This window comes from Streptomyces sp. Edi4, assembly GCF_040253615.1.
Classification (GTDB): Bacteria; Actinomycetota; Actinomycetes; order Streptomycetales; family Streptomycetaceae; genus Streptomyces.
This window is the reverse complement of the sequence record NZ_JBEJGY010000004.1, coordinates 6,029,437-6,048,831: the sequence shown is the minus strand read 5'-3', so window position 1 is coordinate 6,048,831 and position 19,395 is coordinate 6,029,437. Positions and strand designations below refer to the sequence as shown.

The following is a 19,395-nucleotide window of genomic DNA, read 5'->3' as shown; positions in this document are numbered from 1 at the left end:
GTTGGACGGGTGAAAGGTACCCGGGCGTCAGTTGCGCCCGGCCTCGTACGCCTCGATCAGTTCCGTGGACCGCTTCACGTCGTTGCCGATCGCCACCAGCAGGTCCTCGATGGAGTCGAACGTGGCCATGCCGCGCACATAGGCGAGGAAGTCGACGGCGACGTGCAGGCCGTACAGGTCGAGGCCGACGCGGTCGATGGCGTACGCCTCCACCGTGCGCTCGGTGCCCGCGAACTGCGGGTTGGTGCCGACCGAGATCGCCGCCGGCATCCTCTCGCCGTCGGCCGTGAGCCAGCCCGCGTACACGCCGTCGGCGGGGATCGCGGTGTGCGGCAGCGTCTCGACGTTGGCCGTGGGGTAGCCGAGTTCGCGCCCGCGCTGGGCGCCGCGCACGACGACGCCCTCCACGCGGTGCGGGCGGCCGAGGATTTCGGCGGCGCCCTCGATGTCGCCGGCGGCCACGAGGCGGCGGGTCAGCGTGGAGGAGAACGGCTCGCCGCCGCCCGCCTCGCCGCGCACCCGCAGGTCGATGACCTCGACCTCGTAGTCGTAGGTACGGCCGAGCTCGGCCAGCACCTCGACGTTGCCGGCCGCCTTGTGCCCGAAGCGGAAGTTCGGGCCCTCCACCACGAGCTTGGCGTGCAACTGCTCGACCAGCACCTTCACGACGAACTCGGCGGCCGAGAGCTGCGAGAACTCGCTGGTGAAGGGGAGGATGAGCAGCGCGTCGACGCCGAGCTCGGCCATCAGCTCGGCGCGCCGGTGGTGCGGGGCGAGCAGCGGCGGGTGGCTGCCGGGGCGCACGACCTCGCTGGGGTGCGGATCGAAGGTGACCACGACCGAGGGCACCCCCAGGGCGCGGGCACGGTCCACGGCCCGGCCGATGATCAGCTGGTGTCCGCGGTGCACCCCGTCGTAGGAGCCGATGGTGACGACGCTGCGTCCCCAGTCCTGGGGGATGTCCTCCAAGCCACGCCAGCGCTGCACTGTGACCGCTCCTCGAACCCGTGTACGTCGTTGACCCTTACGCGTTATGCAGGTCTAAGACTGCCATGCCCGGCCGCCCGCGCCCGCATCGGCATGGGAGTGGCCGGCGTCCACACCGCGCGGCGGGTGCCGGGACCGGCAAGCGCGGCCCATTCCCGGGGCGCCTCACGCAGCCAGCCGGCCAGTTGCGCGGCGAAGCACGGCACCTGTCGGCACAGCTCGGCCAGGCGCCGGTCCAGGTGGGCCGCGCCCTCGGGCGTACGCGCGAGCAGGAGCCCGGCACGGTGGACCAGGTCGCGGGTGCGCGCCTCGGTCCGCTGCCCCGATCCCCTCGCGGCCGCCTCCAGGAGGGCGTCGACGACGGCCGGGTCGCGTGCGGCGCGGTACTCGAACGCGAGGAGCACGTCGAGCAGTTCGGCGCGCAGCGGGCGCGAGGCGGTGGTGCCGGGCGCGGCCAGGACGGGCGCGAGCGCGCGCCGGTGGGCGTGGTCCGGGCCACGCAGCAGGCTGGTGACCAGGGGGAAGAGCACCGCGCGCGCGGCGGGGCCGTGTTCCAGGCGCCGGTCCACGAATGCGGCGGTGTGGCGGGCCGCGCCGGGGTGGCGTTCGGCGTGGTCCTGGACGAGGGCGGCGGCGCGGCGGGCCAGAGCAGGATTGGTGATCTCCGCGAGCGCCGCGAGGACGTCCGCCGCATCGGCGCCTTCGCGCAGCCGGGTCCCGAAGGCGGCGAGCACGGGCTCGGGGTGCGTGGGCAGGGCGGCGGCGAGGGCCGCGGCCGGGAGGTGCGGGCCGCCCTCGGCGTAGACGGCGAGGGCCCGGCCGATGTGGTGGGCGCGGGTTCGCGGGTCGCGAATCAGGAGCGCGAGCGCGGCGCCGTGCTCGGCGGGGTCCTCGACGCGGTCGAATAGCGCGAGGGCGGCGGGGCGCCCGGCGGGGTCCTCGGCGCGGTCCAACAGGGCGGGCGCGGCCCGGCGTCCGGCAGGGTCCTCGGCGCGGTCCAACAGGGCGGGCGCGGCGCCGTGCCCGGCAGGGTCTTCGGCGCGGTCGGACAGGGCGAGCGCGGCGCCGCGCCCGGCGGGGTCCTCGGCGCGGTCGAACAGGGCGAGCGCGGCCCGGCGTCCGGCAGGGTCCTCGGCGCGGTCGGACAGGGCGAGCGCGGCGCCGTGCCCGGCGGGGTCTTCGGCGCGGTCCAACAGGGCGAGCGCGGCGCGGCGCAACAGGGCGCGGTCCGCCTCGGTGCGCGTGCGCGGGGCCAGGCGCGGGCCGAGGGCGGCGGCCGCGGCGCGGCGGTCGGGCCGCTCGTCGTGGGCCCAACGGTCCACGGCCCGGCACAGCGCGGACGGCTCGTCCTCGGCGAGCTGGGCAAGCAGCTCCTCGGCGCGGGCGTGACCGGTGGCCGCCAGCGCTTCGGTGAGGTCGTCGATCGCCAGCGCCCGGCGGGCGTACAGCAGGGCCTGCGCGGCCCGCGCGACGGTGGGCCGCAGCTCGCTCCCCGGCGGCACGGCCAGTGGCCGCTCGTCGCCGAACCAGCGGCACAGCAGCGGCTGTACGACGCCGGGCCGGGCGGCGAGCCTGCGGTCGACGGCGTCCAGATAACGCTCCCGGCCGGGCGCGGCGCCGGGCACCCCGTCGGCGGGAAGGAGGCGGCGCAAAAGGTCGAGCCTGCCGTCCTCGCCGAGCCGCAGCCGGGTCCAGAACCACGGCCCGAACTCCCCGAGCGCCCCGAGGCCCGCCAAGGAGCCCCCGCGCGAGGAGCGGTCGGCGACGCGGTCCGCGAGGAGCCGCAGCACCTCCTGGTAGGGACGGGCGTCGGGCGCCCGCAGCAGCGTCGCGGTGAGCAGGCGTACGGCCCACCACTGGGCGTCGGCGAATCGGCCGGGGTCGGTGCCGGGCGCCGGCGCACGGTCGAGGACGTCCACCAACTCCTTGAGTTTCAGGGCCAGTTGAGTGGATCCGTGCCGGCTCGCGAGCAGGAGCAGGGCTTCGATGACGGGTCCGGCGCGGTGCCGGGGCACCGGCAGGGGCGCGGCGGCGGGGTCCGGCCCCGGCGCGGGCGGGGGCGGCGCGGGGTCCGTCGGGGCGGCGCTGACGGCGGGCGGCCGGGGCACGACGCGCGGCGCCCCGCTCTTCTCGTACCAGCGGTGCACCAGGGCTTCGAGCGCCGCGTCGAGGTCGAGGTGGCCCGCCTGCACCCAGTCGGCCAGTTCCTCGTGGGCGAAGCGGTAGCCGGCGCCGGCCGGTACGAGCAGTCCTTCGGTGAGCACCGCCGCCGCCGATCCCGTACGCCAGGGGAAGATCTCCTCGAACGCCTTCCGGTCCAGCGCGCCCTGGCCCGGGCCGAGACAGTGCCGGGCGGCCTCGTGGACCTGTCCGGCCACGCGGGCCGCGAGACGCCGCACCCCGGCGCCGCGCACCGGCCGGTCGGCGCAGGCGGCGACGCGTTCCGCGACGCGCAGGCTCATCAGGTCCAGGTGGGCGCGGAAGACCTCCTCGCGGTCGGGCCTGCCCTCGACGGCGCCGGGCAGCGCGGCCTGGACCTCGGCGAAGAGACGCAGCGTCAGCGGATGACGGGCGTCGCGCCCGGCGAGCGCGCCGTCCGGGACGCCGAGGCGTTCACGGGCCCGCCGCGCCTCATCGCGCCCGAGGTCGCCGACGCGTACGGCGTCCGGGAGGCGGGGCAGCGGCGCGGGGTGCAGGGTGCCCGCCGGGTAGTGGGCGCCGGCCTGCTCCCAGTGCTCGGGGCGGCAGGCGAGGACCATGCGCGCCCCGGCGCCGGTGAGCCAGGCCGCGGTGGCGGCCGTCCAGGGGCCGAGGCGGTGGGCGAGGAGTGGCGGCATCTCCTCGGGGCCGTCGAGCAGGACGAGCAGCGGCCGCCCGGCGTCCCGCGCCAGGCGCGCCACCCGCTCGGGGGTGGCCGCGCCCTGACCCGGCGCGGTGGGGGCGGCGACGACGCGCGCCGCGTGGTGGAGGGCGCGGGCGACGGCGTCGGACAGGCAGACGTCGTCGGCCCGCAGGTCCGCGCCGCGCAGCCAGAGCGTGGGTGCGGGTTCGGGGCCCAGGGCCCTGCGGGCGGCGAGCGCGGCGAGTTCGGTGGTGCGTCCGGTCCCGGGATCGCCCACGAGGGCGAGCACCGGGGCCCGGCCGGCGTGGAAGGCGGCGAGCTGCCCGAGGACGGCGCCCCGTTCGACCGGGTCCCGCCGGGCGCCGGGGCCGTTCGCCGAGCCGACGGATGTGGCGGTGAGCTGGAGCGCTCCGGCGAGGTTCAGGTCGCGGCCGTGGGCGGGCACGGTGGCGGCGTTGCGCCGCAGCAGCTCGGCCAACGGGCCCGCCGTCGCACTGAGCGGCACCGCGAAGCCGCAGGCGGGGTGCGCGGCGCGCAGCCCGGTGGCGACCACCCCGAGGACGGCGCCGGTCGCCGGATCCACGACGGGGCCGCCACTGGCCGCGCCGCCGGGCCGCAGGGCCTCGGCGCCGGCCGTGCCGATCGCCAACTCCAGTACGCCGTCCAGGAGATGGCGGCGCCCGGTGGCGGGGTAGGTGATGGCGGACGCGCCAAGGACGCGGGCCTCGCGCCAGCCGTGGGCCGCCACCCGCACATAGGTGCCCGCCTCGATGTCCTCGTGGGCGCGGGCGCGGACCGGCAGCGGCCGCACGCCGAGCCCGTCGGTGCGGACGAGGGCGAGGCCGGCCTCGGGCAGCGCGGTGACATCGCCGGCCTCGGCGCGCCAGGTCCGCCCGCCGGGGCCGCGCAGCACCACCGTGCTCAGTCCGTCGACCGCTTCGTGGCTGGTGACGACGGTCCCTCGGTCGTCGGCGACGAACCCCGCTCCCCGGACCCGCCCGGCCGGATCACAGATGTCGACCAACGTCTCCCCGCCCTCGGCGCACGCCCCACGTCCCATGTCCGAAACGGTAGGTCTGCGGTGATCCGCCCGAGAAGGACGCCTGGGAAAAGCGCCCCCTTGTGCCCCCGCCGTTCACTCCGAGCGCCCGCCCGAAGGGGTGAATCACCGGGGCAGGGCGGATGGACGGCACGCGGGCGGGATCGCGGAGCGGGCCGGGGCCCGCGCCGCGTGGCTCAGCCGAAGACGGCCAGGCTCTTGGCCTTGCCCTTCTGGTTCTCGACCAGCGCGAGGAAGGCGCCGTCGGGCCCGAAGACACCGACCGCCTTGCCGGGCGCGTACTCGTCGGGCATGTCCAGGCGGACGCCGTTCAGGAGCAGCCCGCCACGGCGCGCGTCCACGTCCCAACGCGCGAAGGCGGCGGCCGCGGCTTCGGCGACCGGCATCACGGTGAGCTCTTCCTGGTGCTGATCGAGGGTGCGGGCCGCGTCGATGCCGTAGGGGCCGACGCGGGTGCGGCGCAGCGCGGTGAGGTGGCCGCCGACGCCGAGCCCGGCGCCGAGGTCGCGGGCGAGCGCGCGGATGTAGGTGCCCGAGGAGCAGACGACCGAGACGACCAGGTCGACGACGGGGGTGCCGTCCTCGGCGACGGCCTCGCGGACGTCGTAGACGCGGAAGGAGGAGACGGTCACCGGGCGGGCCGGGATCTCGAACTCCTCGCCGCCGCGCACCCGGGCGTAGGACCGCTTGCCGTCGATCTTGATCGCGGAGACCTTGGACGGCACCTGCATGATGGCGCCGGTCAGGGCGGCCACGCCCGCGTCGATGCCCTCGCGGGTCACCTTGGAGGCGTCGGTGGACGAGATGATCTCGCCCTCGGCGTCGTCGGTGATGGTGTCCTGGCCGAGCCGGATCGTACCGAGGTATTCCTTCTCGGTCAGGGCGAGGTGCCCCAGGAGCTTGGTGGCGCGCTCCACGCCGAGGACGAGCACACCCGTCGCCATGGGGTCGAGGGTGCCGGCGTGGCCGACGCGGCGGGTCTTGGCGATGCCGCGCATCTTGGCCACGACGTCGTGCGAAGTGAAGCCCGACGGCTTGTCGACAATCACAAGCCCGTCCCGTCGCCCACCACCGCCCTTGCCTGAGAGCGCTTCGCGCTCGCCCCCCTCATTGGGCGTCTTTGCTGCGGTGCTCATGCGGTGGCGTCGTCCTCGTCGCCGGGCTTCTTGTACGGGTCGGCGTCACCGGCGAACTTGGCGCCCGAGGACACCTCGCGCACCGCGGCGTCCGAGGCCCGCGCCTTGTTGAGGAGGTCCTCGATGGTCTTGGCGTTCTCGGGGAGCGCGTCCGCGATGAACGTCAGGGTGGGCGTGAACTTGGTGCCGGCGGCGGAGCCGACCGCGGAGCGCAGGACGCCCTTGGCGCTCTCCAGGCCGGCCGCGGCGGCGGCCCGCTCCTCGTCGTCCCCGTACACCGTGTAGAAGACCGTGGCCTCCCGCAGGTCGCCCGTGACCCGGGTGTCCGTGATGGTGACGTGTGTCCCCAGGCGCGGGTCCTTGACGCCACGCAGCAGCTTCTCGGCCACCACCTCCCGGATGAGGTCCGCCAGCTTCTTCGCCCGCGCGTTGTCGGCCACTGGTCCTTCTCCTTCTCAAGCCTTGCTCAGTGTTCAGTCTTCGTTCAGTCTTCGTCGCCGTGGAGCCTGCGCCGTACCGACAGAAGCTCCACCTCCGGCCGGGCGGCCACAAGCCGCTCGCACCGGTCGAGTACGTCCCTCAGGTGCCCCGTGTCACCCGAGACCACCGCGAGGCCGATACGGGCTCTGCGGTGCAGGTCCTGGTCGCCCACCTCCGCCACGCTCACCGCGTACTTGCGCTGGAGCTCGGCCACGATCGGCCGGACGACGGAGCGTTTCTCCTTCAACGACCGTACGTCGCCGAGGAGCAGATCGAAGGACAGCGTCCCCACATACATGGATGTCCGGATGTCCCGCCGGTACGGGTTAGAGGGCCCCGCCGACGACTTGGCGGGGACATCAGAACCGTACCGGAACGGCCGGGGCCGATCGACGGAAATAATCTTCCCGCCGATCGGCCCCGACTGCTGAGGTACGGGTCAGCCTCGCGGACTAGCCGCGCGGCTTCTCGCGCATCTCGTACGTCGCGATGACGTCGTCGATCTTGATGTCGTTGAAGTTTCCGAGGTTGATACCGCCCTCGAAGCCTTCGCGGATCTCGGTGACGTCGTCCTTGAAGCGGCGCAGACCCGAGATGTTGAGGTTCTCCGCGATGACCTTGCCATCGCGCAGCAGGCGCGCCTTGGTGTTGCGCTTGACCTCGCCCGAGCGGACCAGGACACCGGCGATGTTGCCCAGCTTGGACGAGCGGAAGATCTCGCGGATCTCCGCCGTGCCGAGCTCGACCTCTTCGTACTCCGGCTTGAGCATGCCCTTGAGGGCCGCTTCGATCTCTTCGATCGCCTGGTAGATGACCGAGTAGTACCGGACGTCGACGCCTTCGCGGTCCGCCATCTGGGCCGCGCGGCCCGCTGCGCGGACGTTGAAGCCGATGACGATCGCGTCGGAGCCGGTCGCCAGGTTGATGTCGGACTCGGTGACCGCACCCACACCGCGGTGCAGGACACGGATGTCGACCTCGTCGCCGACGTCGAGCTGGAGCAGCGAGGACTCGAGGGCCTCCACCGAACCGGACGCGTCGCCCTTGATGATGAGGTTGAGTTCCTGCACCAGACCGGCCTTGAGGGCCTCGTCCAGGTTCTCCAGGGAGAATCGCACACCCTTGCGGGCGAAGCGGACGTTGCGCTCACGGGCGGCGCGCTTCTCGGCGATCTGACGGGCCGTACGGTCCTCGTCGACGACCAGGAAGTTGTCGCCGGCGCCCGGGACGTTGGTGAGACCGAGGACGAGGACCGGGGTCGAGGGACCCGCCTCTTCCACGTTCTCGCCCTTGTCGTCGAGCATGGCGCGCACACGGCCGTAGGCGTCGCCCACGACCATCGTGTCGCCGACCCGCAGGGTGCCGCGCTGGACCAGGACGGTCGCGACGGCGCCGCGGCCCTTGTCCAGGTGGGACTCGATCGCGATGCCCTGCGCGTCCTGCTCCGGGTTGGCCCGCAGGTCGAGCGAGGCGTCGGCGGTGAGGACGACGGCCTCCAGAAGGGACTCGATGTTGAGGCCCTGCTTGGCGGAGATGTCGACGAACATCGTGTCGCCGCCGTACTCCTCGGCCACCAGACCGAACTCGGTGAGCTGACCGCGCACCTTGGTCGGGTCCGCGCCCTCGACGTCGATCTTGTTGACCGCGACCACGATCGGCACGTCGGCCGCCTTGGCGTGGTTCAGCGCCTCGATCGTCTGGGGCATCACACCGTCGTTCGCCGCGACCACGAGGATCGCGATGTCGGTGGACTTGGCACCACGGGCACGCATGGCGGTGAACGCCTCGTGACCCGGGGTGTCGATGAAGGTGATCCGACGGTCCTCGCCGTTGACCTCGGTGGCGACCTGGTACGCACCGATGTGCTGCGTGATGCCGCCGGCCTCGCCCGCGATGACGTTCGTCTTGCGGATCGCGTCCAGAAGGCGGGTCTTACCGTGGTCGACGTGACCCATGACGGTCACGACCGGCGGACGTGCGACCAGGAACTCCTCGCCGCCCTCGTCCTCGCCGAACTCGATGTCGAAGGACTCGAGCAGCTCGCGGTCCTCCTCCTCGGGGCTGACGATCTCCAGGACGAAGTTCATCTCGTCCGCGAGCAGCTTCAGCGTCTCGTCGGAGACGGACTGCGTGGCGGTGACCATCTCGCCGAGGTTCATCATCACGCCGACGAGCGACGCCGGGTTGGCGCCGATCTTCTCGGCGAAGTCGGTCAGTGAGGCACCGCGCGACAGGCGGACGGACTGTCCGTTGCCGCGGGGCAGCATGACGCCGCCCACCGACGGGGCCTGCATGGCCTCGTACTCCTGACGCCTCTGCCGCTTCGACTTGCGACCACGGCGGGCGGGCCCGCCGGGACGGCCGAAGGCACCCTGCGTGCCACCACGGGCACCGGGACCACCGGGACGGCCCTGGAAGCCGGGACGACCGCCGAAGCCGCCGCCACCACCGGGAGCGCCGCCACCCGGACGGGGGCCGCCGAAGCCGCCACCGCCACCGGGACGACCGCCGCCACCGGGACCGGCCGGACGGCCGGCGAAGCCGCCGCCGCCACCGGGACGACCGGCGCCGCCACCCGGACGGCCACCGGGACCACCGGGACCACGGCCGCCGGGGCCGCCACCGGGACGCGGGGCCGCGGCGGGACGCTGCGGCATCATGCCGGGGTTGGGACGGTTACCGCCGGGGGCACCGCCACCGGGACGCGGGGCGCCGCCCTGCGGACGGGGCATGCCGCCCGGGCTCGGACGGCCTGCGCCCTGACCCTGCGGACGCGGAGCGCCGCCGGGGCCGCCCTGCGGACGCGGGGCGCCACCGGGGGCACCGGGGCCGCCGGCCGGGCGGGGTGCGCCGCCGCCGGGACGGGGCGCCTGCGGGCGCGCCATTCCGGTGGAGCCACCCGAGGTGAAGGGGTTGTTGCCGGGACGCGGACCGGCCGGACGGGCACCGCCGGGCCGGGGTGCGCCCTGACCCGCGGGGCGGGCCGGACGGTCGCCGCCACGGCCACCGTCGCGCTGGCCGCCGTCACGCTGGCCGCCGGCCGGAGCCGGACGGGACGCGGCGGGACGCGGGCCGGGGGTGGCGCCGGCGGGACGCGGAGCCTGGGAGGGCGCCGCGGGCTGGGCCGGAGCCGGGGCCGAGAACTCGGCGGCGGGCACCGGAGTGACCGGGGCCGGCTTGGCCGGTGCGGGCTTCGGACCCGGGCGGGGGCCCGAGGCGGCCGGAGCCGGAGAAGCCGGAGTTGAGGGGGTGCTGCTCGCCGGGGCCGCCGGGGCGGCCGGCGCGGCGGGAGCCGCAGGCGCGGCGGGGGCCGGCTTGGGGGCCGGGGCGCCGGGCTTGGGGGCAGCGGGACGTGCCGCGGCGGGCGCCGCGGGCTTGGCGGGCGCGGCCTTGCGGGGCGCGCCGGGCTTGGCAGCGGACTTGCCGGCGTTGCCGCCGGGCCCCTGCAGTGCGTCAGTCAACTTGCGTACAACCGGCGCCTCGATCGTCGAGGACGCCGAACGGACGAATTCACCGAGTTCTTGGAGCTTGGCCATGACGACCTTGCTCTCCACCCCGAACTCCTTGGCGAGTTCGTATACCCGGACCTTAGCCACTTCGCTCCTTTTAGGTCCGGGTTACCGCCGGACCGTCGCTACTTCATGGGCGTACTCATCGCGTACTCATCGAGTGCTCATCGCAATCTCGACCTACTTCCAACTCGCGAGGTACCTGACCGCACGGGATTCCGTGCCGTACTTCTTCTTACGTTGCCGCCTGCTCGACGTACTTCCGCAAGTCCGCTGTGTCGAGCGCTTCCCTGGCCCTGAAGGCCCGGGAGAACGCCCGGCGGCGGACCGCCTGGTCGAGACAGACCGAGGCGGGGTGGACGTACGCACCCCGGCCGGGCAGCGTACCGCGAGGATCGGGGGCGCAAGCACCCTCGATCGCCACGATGCGCAGCAGATCGCTCTTGGCCGCTCGCTCCCGGCAACCCACGCAGGTTCGCTCAGGGCAGGCGCGGGCGTGCGTCCGGCCAGACACGTTTAAGTCTACCTCCCCGTAGCGACCTCACCCGCTGGGGGCAAAAATCGAACGGTTGTTGTCCAGAAAGCTTCACCCTGCCCCATCGAACGGGGGCAGGGCCACTTTTTATTCCCGCCGGGCCGGTCGGGCCGGCCCGCTCGGCCGGGTCGCTCGGCAGGCCGCTCAGCCCTCGTCGGGCTGCTCGGTGTCCGGGCGGATGTCGATGCGCCAGCCGGTCAGACGCGCGGCCAGGCGGGCGTTCTGCCCCTCCTTGCCGATGGCCAGCGAGAGCTGGTAGTCCGGCACGGTCACGCGGGCGGAACGGGCCGCGAGGTCCACGACCTCGACCTTGGAGACCCGGGCCGGGGACAGCGCGTTGGCCACCATCTCGGCCGGGTCGTCCGACCAGTCGACGATGTCGATCTTCTCACCGTGCAGTTCGGCCATGACGTTGCGCACGCGCCCGCCCATCGGGCCGATGCAGGCGCCCTTGGCGTTGAGGCCGCTGCGCGTGGAGCGCACCGCGATCTTGGTGCGGTGACCGGCCTCACGGGCGATCGCGCAGATCTCCACCGAGCCGTCCGCGATCTCCGGTACCTCGAGCGCGAAGAGCTTCTTGACCAGGTTCGGGTGGGTGCGCGACAGGGTGACGGACGGACCGCGCACGCCCTTGGCCACCCGGACGACGTAACTGCGAAGGCGCAGCCCGTGCGTGTACTCCTCGCCCGGGACCTGCTCCTGCACCGGCAGCATGGCCTCCATCTTGCCGATGTCGACCAGCACGTTCTTGGGGTCCTTGCCCTGCTGGACCACGCCCGTGATGACGTCGCCCTCACGCCCGGCGAACTCACCGAAGGTGATGTCGTCCTCGGCGTCGCGCAGGCGCTGGAGGATGACCTGCTTGGCGGTGCTCGCCGCGATCCGGCCGAAGTCGGAGGGGGTGTCGTCGAACTCCTTGGCCTCCTGGCCCTCTTCCAGGTCGGCCGGGTCTTCCTTCGCCCACACCGTGACATGACCGTTCTCACGGTCGAGCTTCACGCGCGCACGCCGGAAGCTGCCCTCGGTGCGGTGGTAGGCGATGAGGAGCGCCGACTCGATCGCCTCGACCAGCAGGTCGAAGGAGATCTCCTTCTCCCGGACCAGGCCCCGCAGGGCACTCATGTCGATGTCCACGGCTACGCCTCCTCTTCGTTGTCGTTGTCGCTGTCGTCTGCGATGTCGTTCTCGCTGTCTGCCGTGATCTCGCTCTTCGCTTCCTTGCGGTTGAACTCGATCTCGACCCGCGCCTTGGCGATCTCGGCGAAGCCGATCCTGCGGGCGGTGGGCTTGCGCCCCTTCACACCCGGGATCTCGGCGTCGATGCCGTCGTCGTCGGCCTTGAGGATCCGGGCGACCAGCTCGTCGCCGCTGTGCAGCTGGAGCCGGGCCAGGCGCCCGGTGGCGCGGAGGTAGTGGCGTGGTTCGGTCAGGGGGCGCTCGGCGCCGGGAGACGTCACTTCGAGGACGTACTCCTCCTCGCCCATCGCGTCGCTCTCGTCGAGCGCTTCGGAGGCGGCCCTGCTCAGTTCGGCGCAGGTGTCGAGCTCCACGCCCTCGTCGGAATCGACCACGATCCGCAGCACGCGCCGACGGCCCGCCCGGGACACCTCGATCTCCTCGAGGTCCAGATCCTTCGCGCTGACGAGCGGCTCAAGAAGACCGCGCAGCCTGTCGCTCTGGGTCGTGCTCATCCGGGTGACTCCTCGGCCGCGTCTGCTGTTGTGGGGGTCGTCGTCGCGCACGGCGGCCGTCGTGGGACCGGCGCCGTCAGATCAAAGGGTATCCGGTCCGGAAGGGTGTTGCCGTCCACGTCCCCGGGCCCGCGGGTACGCTCGCCTGCGGTGATCACTCGGTCACCGGCGGACCGGCGCGCGAGGAGAGACACGTGGGGCACCCGGGGACCACACGAAGGCGTGTGCTGGCCGTGACGGGCGGGGCGACCGCGGGTCTCCTGGCCGGATGCGCGCGGGGGACCTCCGCGAGCGGTGACGCCGGGGCGCGCGAGGCGGCCCGCGCGGAGTCGGCGCTGCGCGTCGAGACCTCGGCCGCGAGCCGCGCGCTCGTCGCCCGGTACGACGCGGTCCTCGCGATGCATCCGACGCTGCGGCCCCGGCTCGCGCCCCTGCGCGAGCAGGCCGCCCAGCACGCGGCGGCGCTCGCCCCCGCTCCTTCCGCTTCCCCCGCCCCGCCCGCGGCCACCCCGACCGCCCATGCCGTCTCGACGGTCGCGGCCGACGCCGACGAGGCCGTCAAGGAGCTCGCGGACGCCGAACGGCGCACGTCCGACGCCCAGTTGACGGCGCTCGCCACCGCTCCCCCGGAGCTCGCCCGGCTGCTCGCCTCGGTGTCGGCCGCGGGCGCAGGGCACGCCTTCCTCCTCACCGGGGGTGTCTGATGGCCGAGCCCCTGGACGCGGCGCAGGCCGCGCTGGCCGCGGAACACGCGGCTGTGTACGGGTACGGGGTGCTCGGCGGCCGGCTCACCGGCGCCCGCGCCGACGCCGCCCGCCAGGCCTGCACAGCCCACCGCTCGCGCCGCGACGCGCTGGTCCGTACGGTGCGTGACCTGGGCGGATCGCCGGTGGCCTCGGCCGCCGCCTACGCCCTGCCGTACGCCGTGCCGGACGCGGCCGCGGCGCTGCGGCTCGCCACCGATCTGGAGGACCGCGTCGCCGGCGTCTACTGCGATCTGGTCCGCGCGGCCGAGGGACCACTGCGCCGGGAGGCGGCATCGGCCCTGCGGGAGGCCGCGGTGCGGGCCGTGCGCTGGCGGGGCGGGAGCGTAGCCTTTCCTGGGCTCGCACAGCGCCCGACCACGCCGGTGTCACCGGCCAGTACCTGAGTTCCACCGGCCAGTACCTGAGCAAGGGGCACAACACGTATGGCTTTCGAACCGCCTGAGCGGTTGGTACGCGCGCTCGGCGAGACGTACGGGGACGAGCTGGCCACACCCTGGCTCGGCCGCCTGCCACAGCTGGCGGCGGACGCGGCCGCGCGGCGCGGGCTCGCCGTCGACCGGGTGCAGGCCCCCGGCGGCCGCTCCAGCCTGGTGGCCCTCGTACGCCGCCCGGACGGCGCCCCCGCCGCCCTCAAGGTCGCACCGCCCTTCGCCCGGCCCGACCTGGAACGCGCGGCGCTCGCGCACTGGAACGGCTGGGGCGCGGCGCAGGTGCTCGACGACGAGGCCGGTGACGACGCGTTCCTGGTGGAGCGGCTGCACCCCGAGGTGTCGCTGCGCTCGCTGCCCGAGGCGAAGGCGCTTTTGGAGGCGGCCGGGACGGTACGCCGTCTGTGGGTCGAGCCTCCCGCGGGCCACGCCTTCGAGTCGGTGGCCGAGCACACCGAGCGCCAGAGCGTGCCGATGCGCGGCCCTCAGGACGCCGAACTCGCCCCGCTGGTCTCGGCGGCACTGACCGCACGCGACGAACTGACCGCCTCCGCCGGGGAGTTGATGCTGTTGCACGGCAACTTCCGCCAGAGCAAGGTGCTTTCGGGCGAGCGGGCGCCGTGGCTGACGGTGGGTCCCGAGCCGCTGGTGGGGGAACGTGCTTATGACCTGGCGCGGTTGGTGCGGGACCGGGTGGAGGATCTGATCGCGGCGCCGAGCGGGGCGGCGGCGGCGCGGCGGCGGGTGAACCGGCTGGCGGATTCGCTGGATGTCGACCCGGCGCGCCTGCACGGGTGGACGCTGTTCCGTGCGGTGGAGTCCGGGTTGCGCGCGCGGCGGGCCGGCCGCCACCAGGACGCGGAACTCCTACTCGAATTCGCGACCTGGCTCTGACCGACCCGTGGCCCCTGCCGGACGAGCCGACGACGCCGGTGCGGTCCGGCACAGACCCGTCAGGAGCGCAACGCCCGTGCCGGCATGGCTGGTTCTCGATCGGCACCCCGCGAGCCGGACTTGTAAAGTGGGGTGAAGGTTTTTCCGCGTAGCTGCGAGGGCGGACGATGCGGCTGACGTCTGCACAGGTGTTCCATCACCGGTGGTGCGCGGCGCTGGCCGCCCAGGACACGGCCGCGCTGCGTGAGCTCTACCATGCCGACGCGGTACAGCTGTCGGTGGGCACCGGCCGCACGCTGCTCGGCGCGGAAGCGATCGCGGCTGGTTTCGTGGAGTTCTTCGGCATCGCCGGCGCAGTCCACACGACGGGTGTCGAGAATTTCATCGACCTCGGCGCCTCGTTCGTCGCGGAGTCCACGCAGTCGACCGGCTTCGCGCGGGCCACGTCCTACGACGTCTTCGTCCTCGACGGCGGCCGCGCCCGCTTCCACGCCGCTGGCTCGATCTTCCCGCGCTCCCCCGCCGCGTTACCGGCCCAGGATCCCGCCGCCCCGGGCCAGGCGTTCTTCCGCCGGCTCTGGGACGCCATCAGCACGCAGGACGCCGCGACGCTCACGAACCTCTACACTCCCGACGCCGTGCACGCCTCCGTGGCCGGCGTCATGCGCGGCGGCCAGGTGATCACGGACAGCCTTCGGCAGCGCTGGCGAGAGGTCGGCCCGCCTCGGCTCAGGAGCTTGTCATGCTTCGTCGAAGGCCCGCAGGTGCTCGCGGTCGAAGGCGTCGCCAACCTCGGCTTCGGCCTGGATCTACGGCTTGACGTGGAATTCTACGAAGTCTGGCTGCTCCGCCAGGGCCGGGCGGTATTCGTCACCCATGGCCTGATCAGCCCGCGTCCGGCCGAGCTGCGCCAAGGTCTTCAGCGTAACGCCGACCACCAGATCCGCAACATTCAGACCGTCGCCCAGGGCCTGGCCAATCTCCACGCTCCCCGGTATTGGTACTAACCGGTGCTGTCGATCTCGCGGTCGGTACCAAACGCTTGGCCAAAACCGCCCCCGGCGCGGAGAAAGATGTTTCAGCGGCACACAGCGACGGGCAGTAGCGTCTCGCTCTCTGCCCCGGCCACAGCGGCCAACTGCCGTTCCTTGGAGGAGACATGGCCACCGGCACGGTGAAGTGGTTCAACGACGCGAAGGGCTTCGGTCTCATCACCCCGGATGAGGGCGGCGAGGAACTTCCCGTTCATTACGGCGAGATCCGGGTGGACGACGGCTTCAAGTCACTCGCGGAGAACCAGAGAGTCCGGTTCGAGATCAGGACCGGCCCCAAGGGCGCCCAGGCTGTCGACGTCGTGCCGCTGTAGCCCCGGCACCACGGCCCGGACGGCGCCCGGCGTCTGTGCCGGGCCGAGAGCCCCCGCCCGGGCAGGGTCCAGGGGCAGCGCCCCTGGAGCTCGCCCCGCCCGGGTGGAGGGGACCGGGTGTCAGGCGGTCACGCGGGCGATCGCCTCGGCCAGGGGCAGCTCCTCGCGCTCACCAGTGCGCCGGTCCTTCAGCTCGAAGACGCCCTCGGCGACCCGCCGCCCCGCGACCAGGATCTGCGGCACGCCGATCAGCTCCGCGTCGGTGAACTTCACGCCGGGCGAGACCCCGGCCCGGTCGTCCACCAGGACCCGCAGCCCCGCCGCCCGCAGCTGCTCCGCCGCCTCGAGCGCCGCCTCGATCTGCGCCGCCTTGCCGGCGGCGACGACGTGCACGTCGGCCGGGGCGATCTCGGCCGGCCAGCACAGGCCCTTGTCGTCCGCCGTCTGCTCGGCGAGCGCCGCCACCGCGCGCGAGACGCCGATGCCGTAGGAGCCCATCGTGACCCGTACCGGCTTGCCCTCCTTGCCGAGCACGTCGAGCTGGAAGGTGTCGGCGTACTTGCGGCCGAGCTGGAAGATGTGGCCGATCTCGATCGCGCGGTCGAGCTTGAGCCCGGCGCCGCAGGACGGGCAGGGGTCGCCCTCCTCGACCACGACGACGTCGAGGTGGTCGTCGACCTCGAAGTCGCGCCCGCAGACCACGTTGCGCACGTGCGTGTCCGCCTTGTTGGCCCCGGTGATCCACGCCGTGCCGACGGCGACGCGCGGATCGGCGATGTAGCGGACCTTCTCCAGACCCTGCGGGCCGACGTAGCCGCGTACCAGGTCGGGACGGTCGGCGAAGTCCTCGGCCGTGACGAGCTCGACGACGGCGGGCGCCAAGTGCTCGCCGAGCTTGCCGAGGTCCACCTCGCGATCGCCCGGCACGCCGACGGCGACGATCTCGCCGTCCACCTTGACCAGCAGGTTCTTCAGGGTGGCCGAGGCCGGGACGCCCAGGTGCGCGGCAAGGGACTCGATGGTGGGGGTGTCGGGGGTGTCCAGCTCCTCCATCGGGGCGTGCGCGGAGCCGTCGACCGGGGCGGCCACGAAGGTCACGGCCTCGGTGTTCGCGGCGTAGTCGCACGCGGGGCAGTCCACGAAGGTGTCCTCGCCCGCGGCGGCCGGGGCAAGGAACTCCTCGGACGCGGAGCCGCCCATGGCGCCGGAGACGGCGGAGACGATCCGGTAGTCGAGCCCGAGGCGCGCGAAGATCTTCTGGTAGGCGGCGCGGTGCAGCGCGTAGGACTCGGCGAGGCCTTCGTCGGTGGTGTCGAAGGAGTACGAGTCCTTCATCTGGAACTCGCGGCCGCGCAGCACACCGGAGCGGGGGCGGGCCTCGTCGCGGTACTTGGTCTGGATCTGGTAGAGCATCACCGGCAGGTCCTTGTAGGACGTGCACTGGTCCTTGACCGTCTGCGTGAAGATCTCTTCGTGGGTCGGGCCGAGCAGGTACTCGCCGCCCTTGCGGTCCTTGAGGCGGAACAGCAGGTCGCCGTACTCCTCCCAGCGGCCGCTCGCCTCATACGCGTCCTTGGGCAGCAGCGCGGGCAGCAGGACCTCCTGCGCGCCGATCGCGTCCATCTCCTCGCGGACGACGGCGGTGATGTTGTCCAGGACCTTCTTGCCGAGCGGCAGCCAGGTCCAGATGCCGGCGGCGTTGCGGCGTACGTATCCGGCGCGCACGAGGAGCTTGTGGCTCAGCGTCTCGGCGTCCGCCGGGTCGTCGCGCAATGTCTTGGCCATCAGACGGGACATGCGCTGAACCTGGGCGGCTGCCATGGATTTCTCTCCTGTACGTGCACGGGGTGATGCCTGGAGGTTAGCCGGGCGCCCCGAGTGCGCGGAAATCCGTTTACGTCGTGGACCGCCCGCGCGGCAGCGGCAGGGGCGCGCCCATCACGGCGTAGGGCCGCGCCGCGCTCGGGAACTGGACCTGGACCGCCAGGTCGCGGTAGCCGAGCGAGCGGTACAGGGCGCGGGCGGGGCTCTCGGTGTCGATGGCGGAGAGGATCGAGCGGGGTTCGGTGGCGCTGTCGGTGATGGTGGTGATGAGCGCCCGGCCGAGGCCCTGGCCCTGGAAGCCGGGGTGCACATGCAGCTCGGTGATCACGAACGCGTCGTCGAGCCAGCTCTCGGCGCCCTTGTTGCGCAGGTACGGCTCGACGACGGTGGACCACCAGTGCGCCCGGTCGTTGGGCATCCCGTACACGAAGCCCACGAGGCGCCCGTCCGGCGCGGTGGCTCCGAGCGCCCTGGCCCCGGGGTGGGTCAGGTGGCGCAGCACGATGTGACGGCGTACCGCGACCTCGTCGGCGCCCAGTCCGAAGGCGACCGCCTGCACGGCCAGCGCCTCGTCCACGCGGGCGGCGAGGTCGAGGGGGCCGACGGTCACGTCAGAGTCAGGAGCCATGGCCGCACCCTAACCTCGAAACGGCGGGCTCAGAACAGCACGCTCATGAACGCCCCGGTCTCACGGAAGCCGACCCGGCGGTAGCAGGCGCGGGCGGGGGCGTTGAAGTCGTTGACGTACAGGCTGACGATGGGGGCGACGTCCGCGAGGGCGTAGCGCAGGACGGCCGCCATGCCGGTGGCCGACAGGCCCTTGCCGCGGTGTTCGGGGGCGACCCAGACGCCCTGGATCTGGCAGGCCTGGTTGGTGGCGGCGCCGATCTCCGCCTTGAAGACGACCTTGCCGTCCTCGATGCGGGCGAACGAGCGTCCCGAGCCGACGAGTTCGGCGACGCGGGCCTGGTAGAGCAGGCCGCCGTCGCCCGCGAGCGGGGAGACGCCGACCTCCTCGGTGAACATGGCGACGCAGGCCGGCATGATCACGTCCATCTCGTCCTTGCGGATGCGCCGGACGTACGGGTCGGGCTCGATGTCGTCCGGCATGCCCTCGGCGACCATGAGCGGCTGGTGCGGGCGTACCTCGCGGGCGGGGCCCCAGTGCGGTTCGAGCAGCCGCCACAGCTCGGCGGTGGGCTCGGCGGGGCCGACGATGGAGGAGCAGCGGCGGCCGGTGCGGCGGGCGCGGTCGGCGAAGGAACGTACCGCCTCGGGTGTGGCGCAGATCGGTACGAGGTTGGCGCCCGAGTAGCACAGCGAGCGGAGCCGGCCGCCCGCGTACCAGCCCCACATCTCGCCGCCGAGCCGCCAGGGGTCGAGGCCGGCGACCTGCACGCGGGAGGTCACAAAGGCGTTGGCGACCGGCTCGCTCTCCAGGATGGCGAGCGCCGCGCCGAGGTCGCCGGGTTCGAGGACCCGGGTGGTGGTCTGCGTCAACACGAGGGGGCCTCACGGGTACGGGCTGCTGATCTCCGCACTGTACCCGCCGCCCCGCCCCCCACGCCCTGGGACTCCACCCCGGCACCCCCGGCACCGGATGCCCTGCCGCCGGGGGCGCGGGGCTGTACCTTCCGTGCGGCTCTGGGGCCCTTACATGGGGCGCGGGAGTTGTGTCCGCGGCTCGGCTCCGGGCGCCCTACATAGGGGCTGTGCGGCGCCCTACGTAGGGGGCTGTGCCTTGCGCGCGGCTCCGGGTGCACTACACGGGGGCGCGGGGGTTGTGCTTTGGGCGCGGCTCCGGGTGCGCTACACGGGGGCGCGGGGCTGTGCCTTGGGCGCGGCTCCGGGTGCCCTACATGGAGGCCGGGGGCTG

At 73.5% G+C, this 19,395-nt stretch carries 17 protein-coding genes; 5 read left to right on the top strand and 12 right to left on the bottom strand.

Features of this window, described 5'->3' with window-relative positions; all coding sequences use genetic code 11:
• Nucleotides 1-27 precede the first annotated feature (27 nt).
• The 9 genes from ABR738_RS29560 to rimP all read right to left on the bottom strand — a co-directional run bounded on the left by ABR738_RS29560 (nucleotide 28) and on the right by rimP (nucleotide 12,240).
• Nucleotides 28-987 carry a bifunctional riboflavin kinase/FAD synthetase gene (locus tag ABR738_RS29560; RefSeq protein WP_350232987.1) on the bottom strand — a complete coding sequence of 320 codons (960 nt, stop codon included), beginning with the start codon at nucleotides 985-987 and terminating at the stop codon, nucleotides 28-30.
• 44 nt (nucleotides 988-1,031) lie between these two features.
• Nucleotides 1,032-4,889, bottom strand: coding sequence for a trypsin-like peptidase domain-containing protein (locus tag ABR738_RS29555; protein WP_350232986.1), 3,858 nt, complete (start codon nucleotides 4,887-4,889; stop codon nucleotides 1,032-1,034).
• A 176-nt stretch (nucleotides 4,890-5,065) separates the two neighbouring features.
• Nucleotides 5,066-6,025, bottom strand: coding sequence for a tRNA pseudouridine(55) synthase TruB (truB, locus tag ABR738_RS29550; protein ID WP_350232985.1), 960 nt, complete (start codon nucleotides 6,023-6,025; stop codon nucleotides 5,066-5,068).
• On the bottom strand, nucleotides 6,022-6,465 hold the full coding sequence (gene rbfA, locus ABR738_RS29545; RefSeq protein WP_350232984.1) for a 30S ribosome-binding factor RbfA: 444 nt from the start codon (nucleotides 6,463-6,465) through the stop codon (nucleotides 6,022-6,024). The genes truB and rbfA overlap by 4 nt, the downstream gene beginning before the upstream one ends.
• Nucleotides 6,466-6,509: 44 nt before the next feature.
• The gene (locus tag ABR738_RS29540) at nucleotides 6,510-6,803 is read right to left on the bottom strand and encodes a DUF503 domain-containing protein (protein WP_350232983.1); all 294 of its coding nucleotides are present in this window, start codon (nucleotides 6,801-6,803) and stop codon (nucleotides 6,510-6,512) included.
• A gap of 154 nt (nucleotides 6,804-6,957) precedes the next feature.
• Nucleotides 6,958-10,101, bottom strand: coding sequence for a translation initiation factor IF-2 (gene infB, locus ABR738_RS29535; RefSeq protein ID WP_350232982.1), 3,144 nt, complete (start codon nucleotides 10,099-10,101; stop codon nucleotides 6,958-6,960).
• A 148-nt stretch (nucleotides 10,102-10,249) separates the two neighbouring features.
• The gene (locus tag ABR738_RS29530) at nucleotides 10,250-10,528 is read right to left on the bottom strand and encodes a YlxR family protein (protein ID WP_350232981.1); all 279 of its coding nucleotides are present in this window, start codon (nucleotides 10,526-10,528) and stop codon (nucleotides 10,250-10,252) included.
• 165 nt (nucleotides 10,529-10,693) lie between these two features.
• Nucleotides 10,694-11,683: a transcription termination factor NusA gene (nusA, locus tag ABR738_RS29525; protein ID WP_350232980.1), complete on the bottom strand. Its 990-nt coding sequence runs from the start codon at nucleotides 11,681-11,683 to the stop codon at nucleotides 10,694-10,696.
• A gap of 2 nt (nucleotides 11,684-11,685) precedes the next feature.
• The gene (gene rimP / locus ABR738_RS29520; protein WP_350232979.1) at nucleotides 11,686-12,240 is read right to left on the bottom strand and encodes a ribosome maturation factor RimP; all 555 of its coding nucleotides are present in this window, start codon (nucleotides 12,238-12,240) and stop codon (nucleotides 11,686-11,688) included.
• Between the two features lie 224 nt (nucleotides 12,241-12,464).
• Between rimP and ABR738_RS29515 the strand changes: the two genes are divergently transcribed.
• From ABR738_RS29515 to ABR738_RS29495, 5 genes are all read left to right on the top strand, one after another.
• Nucleotides 12,465-12,944, top strand: a complete 480-nt coding sequence (locus ABR738_RS29515; RefSeq protein WP_350232978.1) for a hypothetical protein — start codon at nucleotides 12,465-12,467, stop codon at nucleotides 12,942-12,944.
• Nucleotides 12,944-13,390 (top strand): ferritin-like domain-containing protein, encoded by a 447-nt coding sequence (locus tag ABR738_RS29510; protein WP_350232977.1) that lies wholly within the window; start codon nucleotides 12,944-12,946, stop codon nucleotides 13,388-13,390. The genes ABR738_RS29515 and ABR738_RS29510 overlap by 1 nt, the downstream gene beginning before the upstream one ends.
• Nucleotides 13,391-13,429: 39 nt before the next feature.
• Entirely contained in the window at nucleotides 13,430-14,329 is a 900-nt protein-coding gene (locus ABR738_RS29505; RefSeq protein WP_350232976.1) for an aminoglycoside phosphotransferase family protein, read from the top strand.
• 167 nt (nucleotides 14,330-14,496) lie between these two features.
• Nucleotides 14,497-15,336, top strand: coding sequence for a nuclear transport factor 2 family protein (locus ABR738_RS29500; protein ID WP_350232975.1), 840 nt, complete (start codon nucleotides 14,497-14,499; stop codon nucleotides 15,334-15,336).
• A 152-nt stretch (nucleotides 15,337-15,488) separates the two neighbouring features.
• A complete protein-coding gene (locus ABR738_RS29495; RefSeq protein WP_350232974.1) occupies nucleotides 15,489-15,695 on the top strand; it encodes a cold-shock protein in 207 nt (68 codons plus the stop codon).
• Between the two features lie 120 nt (nucleotides 15,696-15,815).
• Here the strand turns inward: ABR738_RS29495 and ABR738_RS29490 are convergent, their stop codons facing one another.
• From ABR738_RS29490 to ABR738_RS29480, 3 genes are all read right to left on the bottom strand, one after another.
• Nucleotides 15,816-17,516, bottom strand: coding sequence for a proline--tRNA ligase (locus ABR738_RS29490; RefSeq protein ID WP_350232973.1), 1,701 nt, complete (start codon nucleotides 17,514-17,516; stop codon nucleotides 15,816-15,818).
• Between the two features lie 73 nt (nucleotides 17,517-17,589).
• A complete protein-coding gene (locus ABR738_RS29485) occupies nucleotides 17,590-18,147 on the bottom strand; it encodes a GNAT family N-acetyltransferase (protein WP_350232972.1) in 558 nt (185 codons plus the stop codon).
• 29 nt (nucleotides 18,148-18,176) lie between these two features.
• Nucleotides 18,177-19,022, bottom strand: a complete 846-nt coding sequence (locus ABR738_RS29480; RefSeq protein ID WP_350232971.1) for a GNAT family N-acetyltransferase — start codon at nucleotides 19,020-19,022, stop codon at nucleotides 18,177-18,179.
• Nucleotides 19,023-19,395 lie beyond the last annotated feature (373 nt).